The organism is Pseudomonas shiyinii, from assembly GCF_056725765.1.
This window is the reverse complement of the sequence record NZ_CM161522.1, coordinates 3739006-3753981: the sequence shown is the minus strand read 5'-3', so window position 1 is coordinate 3753981 and position 14976 is coordinate 3739006. Positions and strand designations below refer to the sequence as shown.

The following is a 14976-nucleotide window of genomic DNA, read 5'->3' as shown; positions in this document are numbered from 1 at the left end:
TAATGACGCAAAGAGCACAGGTCTTGAGTGAAGAAATGCCGGTCCAGGGAGCAAAGCCCTGGTATGTCTACTTGGTTCGCGCGGCTAATGGTTCGTTGTATTGCGGTATTAGCGATGACCCCCAGCGGCGTTTCCTGAAGCATCAGAAGGGACAGGGGGCGCGCTATTTCAAGACCAGCCCGGCCCAGGCGCTGGTGTATGTCGAGCAATGGCCGGACAAGGCCGAGGCATTGCGCCAGGAGCGCCTGGTGAAGAAGCTGCGCAAGTCGGCCAAGGAGGCGCTGGTGGTGGCTTATGCCGAAGGGGCAGAAGGGTAGGGGCGTCAGCTATCGCCGGCAAGCCGGCTCCCACGAAGGGCTCGTAAAATCAAACAGTTACGAGTTGTTCTATGGGAGCCGGCTTGCCGGCCATAGGGCGCAGCCTCAATCCTTGCGGCGCTTGAGCTGGTCGACCAACTGGGTCGGTAGGCCCTTGATGATCAGGGTGCCGGCTTCCTCGTCGTACTCCACCTTGGAGCCGAGCAGGTGCGCCTCGAAGCTGATAGACAGCCCTTCAGCCCGGCCAGTGAAACGGCGGAACTGGTTGAGGGTGCGCTTGTCCGCCGGGATCTCCGGCGACAGGCCATAGTCCTTGTTGCGGATGTGGTCGTAGAACGCCTTCGGGCGGTCCTCGTCGATCAGGCTCGACAGTTCCTCCAGGGTCACCGGCTCGCCCAGCTTGGTCTGGGTAGTGGCGTAGTCGACCAGGGTCTGGGTTTTTTCCCGAGCCGCTTCCTCGGGCAGGTCCTCGCTTTCGACGAAGTCGCTGAAGGCCTTGAGCAGCGTGCGGGTTTCACCGGGGCCGTCCACGCCCTCCTGGCAACCGATGAAGTCGCGGAAGTAGTCCGAGACCTTCTTGCCGTTCTTGCCCTTGATGAACGAGATGTACTGTTTGGAGTTCTGGTTGTTCTTCCACTCCGACAGGTTGATACGCGCCGCCAGGTGCAGTTGGCCGAGGTCCAGGTGGCGTGACGGGGTGACGTCGAGCTCGGCGTTCACCGCCACGCCTTCGCTGTGGTGCAGCAAGGCGATGGCCAGGTACTCGGTCATGCCTTGCTGGTAATGGGCGAAGAGGATGTGGCCGCCAGTAGACAGGTTGGACTCCTCCATCAGCTTTTGCAGATGCTCGACGGCGACACGGCTGAAGGCGGTGAAGTCCTTTTCTCCGTCCAGGTATTGTTTCAGCCAGCCGCTGAGCGGGTAGGCGCCGGACTCGCCGTGGAAGAAGCCCCAGGCCTTGCCTTGTTTGGCGTTATAGCTGTCGTTGAGGTCGGCCAGCAGGTTTTCGATGGCGTCGGAAGCGGCGAGTTCGGAGTCGCGCGCATGCAGTACTGCCGGGCTGCCATCGGGCTTCTTGTCGATCAGGTGAACGATGCAATGACGGATTGGCATGGATCTCTCGAATAGGTCTCGGGCGGTAGCGGACCGCGCTGCAAAGTCGCCCAGTTTAACCCAGGGCAGGGGTGATGCAGTGGCCAGATGTTGGCGGAAATGCCGGTTGTTCGTTTTTTGTTCAATTTTTTGCGTTTTCCGCTAAAACCCCCGAAAAACCTGCATAAAATCGAAGCCGGCAGCGGATATTTATCCATTCCTGTGGTAGCTTTGCGCGGTCTTGCGCCCCTTGGGTGGCGCATTGCCGGCAGATCGCCTGGCCGTGTCGAACCAAACGCCGATTTTCGTATCTACATACGCGATTGGCGCGGCCCGCCTGGCCGCCCAGGGCTGGCCCGATTACGACCTGGCACACTGCATAATCACTGAATTTGATAGGGAAGGAACACCACCATGGCATTGACCAAAGACCAACTGATTGCCGATATCGCCGAAGCCATCGACGCGCCGAAGACCACCGCGCGTAACGCCCTGGAGCAACTGGGCCAGATCGTCGCCGACCAACTGGAAAACGGCGCTGAAATCACCCTGCCAGGCATCGGCAAGCTGAAAGTCTCCGAGCGTCCTGCCCGTACCGGCCGCAACCCTTCGACCGGCGCTGCCATCGAAATCGCTGCCAAGAAAGTCGTCAAGTTCGTACCTGCCAAGGTCCTGAACGACGCCGTCAACAAGTAATGCGTTGATGCGTTGAAAGAACCGCACCCGGCTTGCCCGGGCGCGGTTTTTTCATGCGCGCGATTTGCCTTCGCGCCGGGCATGCCAGGCCTGGCGGGCGGCATCGTCCTGGAAGCTCCAGGCGACCATGCGGCTCTGCTTCTGGCCCTGGCCCATGGCGACCACACGTTGCGCCTTCGCGCCCGCCTTCTTCAGAGCTGCCTCGATACCTGGCAGGTTGCTGGCCTTCGAAACCAGGCTGCTGAACCACAGCACCTGCTCCCCGTATTGCGCACTTTCGGCCACTAGCTGGCTAACGAAGCGGATCTCGCCGCCTTCGCACCACAGCTCGTTGTTCTGCCCGCCGAAATTCAGCACCGGTAGCTTGCGCTTGGGGTCCTGCTTGCCCAGGTTCTTCCACTTGCGCTGGCTGCCGCGGGTGGCTTCGTCCCGGGAGGCATGGAAGGGTGGGTTGCACAGGGTCACATCGAAACGCTCATCGCCTTGCAGCAGCCCGTCGAGGATATGTCGAGGGTTGCCTTGCTGGCGTAGGGTGATCGCCTTGGCCAAGCCATTGGCCTGCACGATCGCCTTGGCCGAGGCCAGGGCGACCGGGTCGATGTCCGAACCGAGGAAGCGCCAGCGATAGTCGCTGTGGCCGAGCAACGGATAGATACAGTTCGCGCCAACGCCGATGTCCAGCGCATGTACCTGGGCCCCGCGGGGGATGGCGCCGCCGCAGTCTTCGGCCAGCAGGTCGGCCAGCACGTGGATGTAGTCGGCCCGGCCTGGGATCGGCGGGCACAGGTAGTCGGCCGGGATGTCCCAGTGTTGGATGCCGTACTGGGCCTTGAGCAGGGCGCGGTTGAACACCCGTACGGCCTCGGGGTTGGCGAAGTCGATGCTGGGCTTGCCGTAGGGGTTGGTGAGGGTGAAGCGGGCCAGGTCCGGGTGGGCCTTGATCAAACTGGGGAAGTCGTAGTGGCCCTTGTGACGGTTGCGCGGGTGCAGGGTGGGTTTCTGGGTCATGGTAGGGTCCTGAAAAAGCATCGCCGGCAAGCCGGCTCCCACAGGTCAGGTGCAAGGTTCAGGGTTTGCACTTTACCTGTGAGAGCCGGCTTGCCGGCGATGGGCTGCAGGGCAGCCCGCTAAGGCTTCACTCGATGTTACAGCGCTGCGATCCGCGCATGCTGCTCGGTCAGGTTGGCCAGGGCCTGTTCGGACTCGGCCAGCTTGGCGCGCTCTTTCTCGATCACGGCAGGCGGCGCCTTGTCGACGAACGCGGCGTTGGACAGCTTGCCGCCCACGCGCTGGACTTCGCCTTGCAGGCGCTGGATTTCCTTGTTCAGGCGCGCAAGCTCGGCATCCTTGTCGATCAGGCCGGCCATCGGCACCAGGACCTGCAGGTCGCCCACCAGCGCGGTGGCCGACAGCGGCGCTTCGTCCTGCTCGCCCAGCACGGTGAACGATTCGACCTTGGCCAGCTTCTTGAGCAGCGCCTCGTTTTCCTGCAGGCGGCGCTGGTCGTCGGCATTGGCGTTCTTGAGGAACAGCGGCAGCGGCTTGCCGGGGCCGATGTTCATCTCGGCGCGGATGTTGCGCAGGCCGACCATCAGCTGTTGCAGCCACTCGATGTCGCCTTCGGCGGCGGTGTCGATGCGGCTCTCGTTGGCCACCGGCCACGGTTGCAGCATGATGGTCTTGCCGTCGATGCCGGCCAGCGGCGCGATGCGCTGCCAGATCTCTTCGGTGATGAACGGCATGAACGGATGGGCCAGGCGCAGGGCCACTTCCAGCACGCGTACCAGGGTGCGACGGGTGCCGCGGGCGCGCTCGACCGGGGCGTTCTCATCCCACAGCACCGGCTTGGACAGCTCCAGGTACCAGTCGCAGTACTGGTTCCAGATGAACTCGTACAGGGCCTGGCTGGCCAGGTCGAAGCGGAACTGCTCGAGCTGGCGGGTGACCTCGGCCTCGGTGCGCTGCAGCTGCGAGATGATCCAGCGATCGGCCAGCGATAGCTCGTAGGCCTCGCCGTTCTGGCCGCAGTCCTCGCCCTTGTCCAGCACGTAGCGGGCGGCGTTCCAAATCTTGTTGCAGAAGTTGCGGTAGCCTTCGACGCGACCCATGTCGAACTTGATGTCGCGGCCGGTGGAGGCCAGCGAGCAGAAGGTGAAGCGCAGGGCGTCGGTGCCGTAGCTGGCGATGCCTTCCGGGAACTCGGCCTTGGTCTGCTTGGCGATCTTCTCGGCAAGCTTTGGCTGCATCATGCCGCTGGTACGTTTTTCCAGCAGGGCCTCGAGGGTGATGCCGTCGACGATGTCCAGCGGGTCGAGCACGTTGCCCTTGGACTTGGACATCTTCTGGCCTTGGCCGTCACGTACCAGGCCATGGACATAGACGGTCTTGAACGGTACCTGCGGGGTGCCATCCTCGTTCTTGATCAGGTGCATCGTCAGCATGATCATCCGGGCGACCCAGAAGAAGATGATGTCGAAGCCGGTGACCAGCACGTCGGTGGAGTGGAACTTCTTCAGGAATTCGGTCTGCTCCGGCCAGCCCAGGGTGGAGAAGGTCCACAGGCCCGAGCTGAACCAGGTGTCGAGCACGTCGTCGTCCTGGCGCAGGGCCACGTCGGCGCCCAGGTTGTGCTTGGCGCGCACCTCGGCCTCGTTGCGACCGACATAGACCTGGCCGGCCTCGTCGTACCAGGCCGGGATGCGGTGGCCCCACCACAGCTGGCGGCTGATGCACCAGTCCTGGATGTCACGCATCCAGGAGAAGTACATGTTCTCGTACTGCTTGGGCACGAACTGGATGCGACCATCTTCCACGGCGGCAATGGCAGGCTCGGCCAGTGGCTTGGTGGAGACGTACCACTGGTCGGTCAGCCACGGCTCGATGACGGTGCCGGAGCGGTCGCCCTTCGGCACCTTCAGGGCGTGGTCGTCGATGCTGACCAGCAGGCCCTGAGCATCCAGGTCGGCGACGATCTGCTTGCGCGCGACGAAACGGTCGAGGCCGGCGTACTGGGCGGGCAGGGTGGTGTCGATGCTTTCGTTGACACTGCCGTCGAGGTTGAAGGCCTGGGCGCTTGCCAGCACCAGGGCGTTCTTGTCGAAGATGTTGAGCAGCGGCAGGTTGTGGCGCTTGCCGACTTCATAGTCGTTGAAGTCGTGGGCCGGGGTGATCTTCACGCAGCCGGTGCCGAACTCCGGGTCGCAGTAGTCGTCGGCAATGATCGGGATGCGGCGGCCCACCAGGGGCAGTTCGACGAACTTGCCGATCAGGGCCTGGTAGCGCTCGTCGTTCGGGTTCACGGCAACGGCCGCGTCACCGAGCAGGGTTTCCGGACGGGTGGTGGCGACCACCAGGTGGTCCTTGCCTTCGGCGGTCTTGGCACCATCGGCCAGCGGGTAGCGCAGGTTCCACAGGTGGCCCTTCTCGTCGTGGTTTTCCACTTCGAGGTCGGAGATGGCGGTATGCAGCTTGGTGTCCCAGTTGACCAAGCGCTTGCCGCGGTAGATCAGGCCGTCTTCATGCAGGCGCACGAAGGCTTCCTTGACCGCCTCGGAGAGGCCGTCGTCCATGGTGAAGCGTTCGCGGCTCCAGTCTACCGACGAGCCCAGGCGGCGGATCTGGCGGCTGATGTTGCCACCGGACTGCTCCTTCCACTCCCAGACCTTCTCCAGGAACTTTTCGCGGCCCAGGTCATGACGGTTCTGGCCCTTGGCCTCGAGCTGGCGTTCCACCAGCATCTGGGTGGCGATGCCCGCGTGGTCGGTGCCCGGTTGCCACAGGGTGTCGCGGCCTTGCATGCGGCGGAAACGGATCAGGGCATCCATGATCGCGTTGTTGAAGCCGTGGCCCATGTGCAGGCTGCCGGTCACGTTCGGCGGCGGGATCATGATGGTGTAGGACTCGCCTGCACCTTGTGGGGCGAAATAGTTCTCGGACTCCCAAGTGTTGTACCAGGAAGTTTCGATGGCGTGCGGCTGGTAGGTCTTATCCATGCGCGGCGGGACCCTATGGCATTAATTCGGGAAAGCCGGGAAGTATAACCAAGCTGGGGGGTTGAGGCGACAGGGGCAGGGCCTGCTTTGCAGCCCTTTCGCGGCACAAGGCCGCTTATAGGGACCGTGGCGCCTGTACGAGCGGCCTTGTGCTGCGAAAGGGCCGCCAGGCGGCCCCGGGATCTTACTCCGAGCGTTTGATCAGCCGTTCCATGCGTGCATCCAGGCGGCGCTTGATCTCGTTCTCGATATGCGGGGTGAAGTCGTTGATCACGTCTTGCATGATCTGCTGGGCGGCGGCGCGCAGGTCGGCTTCCAGGTGCAGCAGGGTGTCCTGGCGGCGGGTCTGTGGGTCGTCCTCTTGCGCCGCTGGGGCGGGTTGGACGGGCGGCGCCGGGTTGCCGGCGGGTTCGTCGAGCAGCAGGGGAATCTGCTCGACCGTTTCGGTCAGCAGCGGCGGCTGCAGGTCGGCGTCGCCCAGCAACTGGCGGATCGACTCGAGGTCGTCGAGCAGGTGCGCGGAATCAGGTAGGGGGGAATGCTTGTCCATCGTCGTCAAAGTCGCTGTAAGCGGTGGTCTTGCAGAGCATAGCCCCGTTCACGGTAGAAACGGAATCGCTCCCGGGCAGCCTGGCGGATGGCCGGTGCCTCGACGACGATTTCGGCCACCCGTTCGAACTGGCCGACGAACCCGGGCACGTCTGCCCCCAGGTTGATCAGCAGGTCACGGTGGGTGCCGGCATCGTCGCCCAGCCCCAGGGCCACCACGGCGTCGGCATGGGCCTCGGCCAGGTCGTGGGGCACGAAGGCTTCGCCCTTGAAGCGCCACAGGCGCTCGTCCAGCGCGGCGCGCTGCTCGGCGTCCTGGCAGTGCAGGTAGACCCGGTGGCCGAGGCGCCAGGCCTTCTCGCACAACTTGCAGGCGAAATCCAGGCGCGCCGCCAAGTCGTCGGTGGGCAGGATGTAGAAGTCGACTTTGCTCATGGTCAGGTCTGCCAACCGGTGGCGCGCGAGCACCACCGGCCTTTCGGCATCAGGCGTTGGCGCGGTCGAGCAGGTACTGGGTCAGCAGCGGGACCGGGCGGCCTGAGGCGCCCTTGTCCTTGCCGCCGCTGATCCATGCGGTGCCGGCAACGTCCAGGTGTGCCCAGTCGTAGGCCTTGGCGAAGCGCGACAGGAAGCAGCCGGCGGTGATGGTGCCGGCCTTCGGCCCGCCGATGTTGGCGATGTCGGCGAACGGGCTGTCCAGTTGCTCCTGGTATTCGTCGAACAGCGGCAGTTGCCAGGCGCGGTCGTCGGCGCGCTTGCCGGCGTCGAGCAGCTGGCCGACCAGGTCGTCGTTGTTGCCCATCAGGCCCGAGGTGTGGCTGCCCAGGGCGACGATGCAGGCGCCGGTCAGGGTGGCGATGTCGATCACTGCCTGGGGCTTGAAGCGCTCGGCGTAGGTCAAGGTGTCGCACAGCACCAGACGGCCTTCGGCGTCGGTGTTGAGGATTTCCACGGTCTGGCCGCTCATGGTGGTGACGATGTCACCCGGGCGGGTGGCACCGCCGCTTGGCATGTTCTCGGCGCAGGCCAGCAGGCACACCAGGTTGATCGGCAGCTGCAGCTGCAGGACCGCGCGCAGGGTACCGAACACGCTGGCGGCACCGCACATGTCGTACTTCATTTCATCCATGCCGGCACCGGGCTTGAGGCTGATGCCGCCGGTGTCGAAGGTGATGCCCTTGCCGACCAGCACGAAGGGCTTATCGCTCTTCTTGCCGCCCTGGTAGTTGAGCACGATCAGGCGTGGCGGCTGGTCGCTGCCCTGGCCCACGGCATAGAAGGCGCCCATGCCCAGGTCCTTGATCTTCTTCTCGTCCAGGACCTCGACCTTGAGGTTCTTGTGCGCCTTGCCCAGCTCCTTGGCCTGCTCGGCCAGGAAGCTTGGGTGGCACAGGTTCGGCGGCAGGTTGCCCAGGTCGCGGGTGAAGGCCATACCTGCGGCGATGGCGCTGGCGTGTTTCACGGCGCGTTCGACCTCGCCCTGGCCGGCCTTGTCGGTCAGCAGGGTGATCTTCTTCAGCGCGCGAGGGTCGGGCTTCTGGCTCTTGAAGCGGTCGAACACGTATTCGCCGTCGAGCAGGGTCTCGGCCAGCAGGCGGTACTTGCCATAGTGGGCATCACGGCCGGTGACGCCGACGTCGTCCAGGGCCAGCACCGCGTCGCTGCCGTTCAGGCCCTTGAGCACGCCGGCGACGCTGGCGACCAGCTTGCGCCAGGCGCGATCGCCCAGGGCCTCCTTGCCGCTGCCGACCAACAGCACACGCTCGGCCTTGAGGCCTGGCAGGCTGTGCAGCAGCAGGGTCTGGCCGGGCTTGCCGGCGAGGTCACCACGCTTGAGCACGGTGCTGATGGCACCGTTGCTGGCCTGGTCGACGGCCTTGGCGATATCGCCGAGCTTGCGCCCTTCACCGACAGCCAATACCAAGGTGGCGGTTTTCAAGGAGGCGGCGGCTACACTTTTTACAACCAGTTCCATGTCAGGGTCCCCGAATGATCAGTCAGTTGGCGCGGTCTCGTGCACACGCTCGAAACGGGCCTGGCCGCGTGCTCGCGTGCCAGTGGAAAAGCTGCCAGTTTGAGCCTGCGGCAACCTCGATGACAACCCCGATATGCGCCGTCATGCGCGGCCAAGTGACAGGCACTGCCAATCACAGGATAATGCGCGCACTTTACATGGAGGTTCGCCTTCGGCGAACCGGCATAGGTCTTGGCTGTCCGAAGCCCTTGAACGGCTTTGCGCCCCTGACAACCCAGGAGTGTCTGGTTTGATCGTCTTCCGTTATCTGTCCCGCGAGGTCCTGGTGACCTTGAGCGCCGTCAGCGCCGTGCTGCTGGTGATCATCATGAGCGGGCGCTTCATCAAGTACCTGGCCCAGGCCGCCCAGGGCGTGCTCGACCCGAGTGTGCTGTTCCTGATCATGGGCTTCCGCCTGCCGGGCTTCCTGCAGCTGATCCTGCCGCTGGGCCTGTTCCTCGGCATTCTCCTGGCCTACGGCCGGCTCTACCTGGAAAGCGAGATGACCGTGCTCTCGGCCACGGGCATGAGCCAGCAACGCCTGCTGCTGCTGACCCTGGCCCCGGCCGGGCTGGTCGCCCTGCTGGTGGCCTGGCTGAGCCTGAGCCTGGCGCCCCAAGGCGTGGCCCAGGTGCAGCAGATCATCAACCAGCAGGACGCCCTGACCGAGTTCGATACCCTGGTGCCCGGGCGCTTCCAGACCCTTCGCGACGGCTCGCGGGTGACCTACACCGAGGAGCTGACCGACGATCGCATCAACCTGAGCGGTGTGTTCATCTCCGAGAAGCGCTTCAACCAGGACAAGACCAAGGACCGCGCGCCGTCGGTGCTGGTCGCCGAAAAAGGCCACCAGGAAGTGCAGGCCGACGGCAATCGATACCTGATCCTGGAAAACGGCTACCGCTACGACGGCAACCCGGGCCAGGCCGATTACCGCGCGATCAAGTACGACACCTATGGCGTGCTGTTGCCCAAGCCTGAAGTCAGCGAGGAGGTGACCGACCGCGAGGCCATCCCCACCTCCCAACTGTTCGGCAAGAAGGCGCTGCGCGAGCAGGCCGAGCTGCAGTGGCGCCTGTCGCTGCCGCTGCTGGTCTTCGTGGTGACCCTGCTGGCCGTGCCGCTGTCGCGCGTCAACCCGCGCCAAGGTCGTTTCCTCAAGCTGCTGCCGGCGATTCTTTTGTACATGGCCTACCTGACGATGTTGATTTCCGTACGCGGCGCCCTGGAAAAGGGCAAGATCCCGATCGCCCTGGGCATGTGGTGGGTACATGGGCTGTTCCTGCTGATAGGCCTGGGCCTGATGTACTGGGAGCCGCTGCGCCTGAAGCTCGCCGCCCGTCGTTCGGAGGTGGCCCATGGCTAAGCTGGATCGCTACATCGGCCAGAGCGTGCTGCTGGCCATCCTGGCGGTACTGGGGATCATCCTCGGCCTGGCCTCGCTGTTCGCCTTCATCGACGAGATGGGCGACCTGAGCAACACCTATACGGTGATGGACGCCGGCCGCTTCGTGCTGCTGACCGCGCCACGCCGGTTGTACGAGATGCTGCCGATGGCCGCGCTGATCGGCTGCCTGATCGGCCTGGGCAGCCTGGCCAGCAGCAGCGAGCTGACCATCATGCGCGCTGCTGGCGTGTCCATCGGGCGCATCGTCTGGGCGGTGATGAAGCCGATGCTGGTGCTCATGCTGGTCGGCCTGCTGATCGGTGAATACGTGGCCCCGGTCACCGAGAACAAGGCCCAGGCCGACCGGTCCCTGGCCCAGGGCGGTGGCGATGCGCAGAGCTCCAAGCGCGGCATGTGGCACCGCCAGGGCGAGGAGTTCGTGCACATCAACTCGGTACAGCCCAATGGCCTGCTGCTGGGCGTGACCCGCTACCGCTTCGACGCCGAGCGTCACATCGTGACCTCGAGCTTCGCGCGCCGGGCGCAGTACAACCAGGACCACTGGATCCTCAGCGACGTCGCCACCACCCACTTCCGTGGCGACCACACCGAGGTAGTGAAGACGCCCCAGGAGCGCTGGGACGTCTCGGTGACGCCGCAATTGCTCAACACTGTGATCCTGGCGCCCGAGTCGCTGTCGATCACCGGCCTGTGGGACTACATCCACTACCTCTCCGAGCAAGGCCTGAACAACGCCCGTTACTGGCTGGCGTTCTGGACCAAGGTATTGCAGCCGGTGGTCACTGCGGCCCTGGTGTTGATGGCGATTTCCTTCATCTTCGGCCCACTGCGTTCGGTGACCCTCGGCCAGCGAGTGTTCACCGGTGTGCTGGTGGGCTTCGTGTTCCGTATCGGCCAGGATCTTTTGGGGCCATCGAGCCAGGTGTTCGGCTTCCCACCGCTGCTGGCGGTGGTGATACCCGCCGGGATCTGCGCGCTGGCAGGCGTATGGTTGTTGCGCCGGGCAGGCTAGTGCCTGACGTGAAACAAGAAGCCGACCTCAGGGTTAATGCCGGTCAGTCAAGCCTTATTAGCTACATTTGGGGCTGCTTCGCAGCCCATCGCCGGCAAGCCGGCTCCCACAGGTTCCGCGGTGTCTACAACTGCAGCGCAGGACAGGTGGGAGCCGGCTTGCCGGCGATGGGGCCTTAACTGACAGGCATTAACCTCAGGGTCGGCTTTGCTTCACTTGCGTTTGGGTACCCGCACCAGCTGGGTTTCAGAATAGATGTCATGCCAGCCGCGCTTGCGCTTGTCGACCAGCGCCCAGAGGAATCCCAGGCCCAGGCACAGCCATGACGCGATGGCCACCACGAAGCGCAACAACGCCTGCCACAGGCTGATGGCGCTGCCGTCGGCGTTCTGCACCCGTACGCCCCACACCTGCATGCCCAGGGTCTGGCCGCCGTGGGTCCAGAACTTGGCGAAGAAGCCGAACAGGGCGAACAGCAAGATCGTCGACAGCAGCGGGTCGCCGTCCAGGGCGCCGGCATCGGTCAGCTCGCGCATGCGCGCCTCGCCGATGATCGACATCTGCACCAGCTTGTAGAGGCCGGCGGTGACGATCAGCAGCGCGGTGCACAAGAGAAAGTCGTAGAACATTGCGGCCAGGCGTCGGCCCAGGCCGACCGGAGGGAAATCACCCTGGGGGGTGAGCAGGGGCTTGGACATGCAGGACGGCTCCAGATGGCGAAGCCGGTATTCTACGGATAAAAAAAAGCCCCTGCACTTGGCAGGGGCTTTTTGAAGTCTGGATCTCGCTTAGGCGATGACCTGAACCTTGTCGGCTTGCATGCCTTTCTGGCCTTGAACGGCCTCGAAGGAGACTTTCTGGCCTTCTTTCAGGCTCTTGAAGCCGTTACCTTCGATGGCACGGAAGTGCACGAACAGATCCGGACCGCTTTCTGGGGTGATGAAGCCGTAACCTTTCTCGTCATTGAACCACTTGACGGTACCGTTCTGACGCTCAGCCATTGTCTTGTTTCCTATGAAGCTTAAATTTTGATGACAGTTTCTTTCGTATCAACAGATAGGAAAGAGTACCGGGCTGGGTTGCAGGAAAGTAAGAGACGTCGAACGGGTTGTAGCAGATTCAGCTACTGGCCCAGGTCACGAACTGTTGCGACCCATGCAAACACAGTGCAGTGACTCTACGCTAACTCCGTCGACAAAAACAAGCCCTCCAGACCGCCGGAATTCAGGGTTTTTCCTATAACCGACAAAATTGTCGGAAACGGCGTGGCGCCTGGGCTGGCGCTATGTTCAAAAGTTATTGGGCAGGTTCGAAAACGAATATGACGAACCCGCCCACAGTCAATCAACCACGACAGTAACGTTGTGCAACGAAAGGCATTTTGCTGACCTTCAAGGCCACCTGCTTGCCACGCACTACAGCAAACAATGCGGTATCGAGCGCGGCATGTTCGCTCTCGACATATCCCATGGCGACCGGTGCGCCGAGGGTCGGGCCGAAACCACCGCTGCAGACTTCACCGACCGTGCGCCCGTCCGCGTCGACGATCTGTGCGCCTTCGCGAACCGGGGTGCGTTCCTGCGGCAGCAGGCCAACGCGCTTGCGAGCAACACTTTGCCGTTGCTGCTCGAAGATGGCATGGGCGCCAGGGAAACCACCGGCACGTTCGCCGTCGGCGCGGCGTACTTTGGAGATAGCCCACAGCAGGCTGGCCTCTACCGGCGTGGTGCTGGTGTTCATGTCGTGGCCATACAGGCACAGGCCGGCCTCCAGGCGCAGCGAGTCGCGTGCGCCCAGGCCGATCGGCTGTACCTCGGGCTCGGCCAGCAGTCGGCGGGCCAAGGCTTCGGCATTGGCTACCGGGACCGAGATCTCGTAACCGTCTTCACCGGTGTAGCCCGAGCGGCTGACATAGCAGTCGGCGCCGAGCAGGGTGACAGGGCGGAACTGCATGAACGTCATGCCGGCGACTTCCGGCGCCAGGCGCTCGAGCACCTTGACCGCCGCCGGGCCTTGCAAGGCGAGCAGGGCGCGCGCCTCGAACAGCGGCTCGATCTCGCAGCGGGAGCCGATGTGCTTCTGCAGGTGGGCCAGGTCCTGGTCCTTGCAGGCGGCGTTGACCACCAGGAACAGCTCGTCGTCGCCCAGGTTGGCGACCATCAGGTCGTCGAGGATGCCGCCTTGCTCGTTGGTGAACATGGCGTAGCGCTGCATGCCCACCGGCAGGTCGATGATGTCCACCGGCACCAGGGTTTCCAGGGCCTTGGCGGCATCGCTGCCGCGCAGGCGGATCTGGCCCATGTGCGAGACGTCGAACAGGCCCGCCTGCTCGCGGGTGTGCAGGTGCTCCTTGAGCACGCCCAGCGGATATTGCACCGGCATGTCATAGCCGGCGAACGGCACCATGCGGGCGCCCAGTTCCAGGTGCAGGGCGTGCAGCGGGGTCTTTTGCAGTGTTTCGGACATCGATGGTTCCTCGTTGTTATTCGGGTCAACACTCGATGATGTTGACGGCCAGACCGCCGCGGGCGGTCTCCTTGTATTTGCTTTTCATGTCTGCGCCGGTCTGGCGCATGGTGCGGATGACCTTGTCGAGCGAGACATAGTGTTGCCCGTCGCCACGCAGGGCCATGCGCACCGCGTTGATCGCCTTGACCGAGCCCATGGCGTTGCGCTCGATGCAAGGCACCTGGACCAACCCGCCGATGGGATCGCAGGTCAGGCCCAGGTTGTGTTCCATGCCGATCTCGGCGGCGTTCTCCACTTGTTGCGGGCTGCCGCCCATGACTTCGCACAACGCGCCGGCCGCCATGGAGCAGGCCACGCCCACCTCGCCCTGGCAGCCGACTTCGGCACCGGAGATCGAGGCGTTTTCCTTGTACAAAATGCCGATGGCAGCCGCTGTGAGCAGAAAGCGCACCACCCCGTCCTCGTTGGCTCCGGGAATGAAGCGCATGTAGTAGTGCAGTACCGCCGGGACGATGCCTGCCGCGCCGTTGGTCGGAGCGGTGACCACCCGCCCGCCGTAGGCGTTTTCCTCGTTCACCGCCAGGGCGTAGAGGTTGACCCAATCTAGCACCGACAGTGCATCGCGCAGGCTGGCTTCGGGATGGCGACTGAGCTGGCGATACAGCGCCGGCGCCCGCCGCTTGACCTTGAGCCCGCCGGGCAGGATGCCTTCGTGGCGGCAACCGGCTTCGACGCAGTCCTGCATGACCTGCCAGATGCGCAGCAGCCCCGAGCGGGTCTCGGCTTCGGGCCGCCAGGCCGCTTCGTTGGCCAGCATCACTTGGCTGATCGGCAGGTGCTGCTCGCTGCAGTGGGCGAGCAGCTCCTTGGCGGTGCGAAACGGGTAGGCCAGCACGGTGCTGTCCTCGACGATCCGGTCCTGACCGGCAGCGTCCTCGTCGACCACGAAACCACCGCCTACCGAGTAGTACTCCCGGCTGCGGATTTGCAGCCCGGCTTCGTCGAAGGCGCGAAAGATCATGCCGTTGGGGTGGTAGGCCAGGGGCTTGCGGATCATCGCCAGGTGCTGTTTCTCGACGAAGGCGATTTCATGCTCGCCCAAAAGGTGCAGGCGGCCGCTGTCGCGGATCGCTTGCAGGCGGGCGGGGATGGCCTCGGTGTCGACGGTATCCGGGTGTTCGCCTTCAAGGCCCAGCAGCACGGCCTTGTCGCTGCCATGGCCCTTGCCGGTGGCGCCGAGCGAGCCATACAGCTCGGCCTTGACGCTTACGGTACGGGTGAGCAGGCCATCGCGGCGCAGCCCTTCGGCAAAGCGTGCGGCCGCCCGCATGGGGCCGACCGTGTGCGAGCTGGAGGGGCCGATGCCGATCTTGAACAGGTCGAAGACGCTCAGTGACATGCTGCTACCTCCTGCGTGGGTTGCGCGG

General features: G+C 64.0%; 14 protein-coding genes. 4 read left to right on the top strand and 10 right to left on the bottom strand.

Annotated features, from left to right (window positions below):
- The first annotated feature begins 35 nt into the window (after positions 1-35).
- A complete protein-coding gene (locus tag ACXHGZ_RS16890) occupies positions 36-317 on the top strand; it encodes a GIY-YIG nuclease family protein (protein ID WP_480464082.1) in 282 nt (93 codons plus the stop codon).
- Between the two features lie 105 nt (positions 318-422).
- On the opposite strand, the gene yejK is transcribed toward ACXHGZ_RS16890, so the two are convergent.
- Complete coding sequence (yejK, locus tag ACXHGZ_RS16885) at positions 423-1430, bottom strand: nucleoid-associated protein YejK (protein WP_084854523.1); 1008 nt, start codon at positions 1428-1430, stop codon at positions 423-425.
- A 393-nt stretch (positions 1431-1823) separates the two neighbouring features.
- Between yejK and ACXHGZ_RS16880 the strand changes: the two genes are divergently transcribed.
- The gene (locus ACXHGZ_RS16880) at positions 1824-2105 is read left to right on the top strand and encodes an HU family DNA-binding protein (RefSeq protein ID WP_043210728.1); all 282 of its coding nucleotides are present in this window, start codon (positions 1824-1826) and stop codon (positions 2103-2105) included.
- A gap of 51 nt (positions 2106-2156) precedes the next feature.
- Here the strand turns inward: ACXHGZ_RS16880 and rlmF are convergent, their stop codons facing one another.
- From rlmF to ACXHGZ_RS16855, 5 genes are all read right to left on the bottom strand, one after another.
- On the bottom strand, positions 2157-3113 hold the full coding sequence (gene rlmF, locus ACXHGZ_RS16875) for a 23S rRNA (adenine(1618)-N(6))-methyltransferase RlmF (protein ID WP_480460656.1): 957 nt from the start codon (positions 3111-3113) through the stop codon (positions 2157-2159).
- Between the two features lie 137 nt (positions 3114-3250).
- Positions 3251-6097 carry a valine--tRNA ligase gene (locus ACXHGZ_RS16870; RefSeq protein WP_084854521.1) on the bottom strand — a complete coding sequence of 949 codons (2847 nt, stop codon included), beginning with the start codon at positions 6095-6097 and terminating at the stop codon, positions 3251-3253.
- Positions 6098-6281: 184 nt separating this feature from the next.
- On the bottom strand, positions 6282-6647 hold the full coding sequence (locus ACXHGZ_RS16865) for a DNA polymerase III subunit chi (RefSeq protein WP_084856629.1): 366 nt from the start codon (positions 6645-6647) through the stop codon (positions 6282-6284).
- 5 nt (positions 6648-6652) lie between these two features.
- On the bottom strand, positions 6653-7081 hold the full coding sequence (locus tag ACXHGZ_RS16860) for a DNA polymerase III subunit chi (RefSeq protein ID WP_224456798.1): 429 nt from the start codon (positions 7079-7081) through the stop codon (positions 6653-6655).
- Between the two features lie 49 nt (positions 7082-7130).
- Complete coding sequence (locus tag ACXHGZ_RS16855) at positions 7131-8621, bottom strand: leucyl aminopeptidase (RefSeq protein WP_480460655.1); 1491 nt, start codon at positions 8619-8621, stop codon at positions 7131-7133.
- A gap of 289 nt (positions 8622-8910) precedes the next feature.
- On the opposite strand from ACXHGZ_RS16855, the gene lptF reads away from it, so the two are divergent.
- Together lptF and lptG are read left to right on the top strand one after the other, a co-directional pair.
- Entirely contained in the window at positions 8911-10026 is a 1116-nt protein-coding gene (lptF, locus tag ACXHGZ_RS16850) for an LPS export ABC transporter permease LptF (RefSeq protein WP_084856635.1), read from the top strand.
- Positions 10019-11080, top strand: a complete 1062-nt coding sequence (gene lptG, locus ACXHGZ_RS16845; protein WP_084856636.1) for an LPS export ABC transporter permease LptG — start codon at positions 10019-10021, stop codon at positions 11078-11080. Before lptF ends, lptG begins: the two co-directional genes overlap by 8 nt.
- Before the next feature lie 212 nt (positions 11081-11292).
- Here the strand turns inward: lptG and ACXHGZ_RS16840 are convergent, their stop codons facing one another.
- The 4 genes from ACXHGZ_RS16840 to ACXHGZ_RS16825 form a co-directional block, all read right to left on the bottom strand.
- Positions 11293-11778 carry an RDD family protein gene (locus tag ACXHGZ_RS16840; protein ID WP_480460654.1) on the bottom strand — a complete coding sequence of 162 codons (486 nt, stop codon included), beginning with the start codon at positions 11776-11778 and terminating at the stop codon, positions 11293-11295.
- A 90-nt stretch (positions 11779-11868) separates the two neighbouring features.
- The gene (locus ACXHGZ_RS16835; protein WP_043210709.1) at positions 11869-12081 is read right to left on the bottom strand and encodes a cold-shock protein; all 213 of its coding nucleotides are present in this window, start codon (positions 12079-12081) and stop codon (positions 11869-11871) included.
- A 343-nt stretch (positions 12082-12424) separates the two neighbouring features.
- Positions 12425-13546: a glycine cleavage system aminomethyltransferase GcvT gene (gcvT, locus tag ACXHGZ_RS16830; protein ID WP_480460653.1), complete on the bottom strand. Its 1122-nt coding sequence runs from the start codon at positions 13544-13546 to the stop codon at positions 12425-12427.
- 25 nt (positions 13547-13571) lie between these two features.
- On the bottom strand, positions 13572-14948 hold the full coding sequence (locus ACXHGZ_RS16825) for an L-serine ammonia-lyase (protein WP_480460652.1): 1377 nt from the start codon (positions 14946-14948) through the stop codon (positions 13572-13574).
- Between the last annotated feature and the right edge of the window lie 28 nt (positions 14949-14976).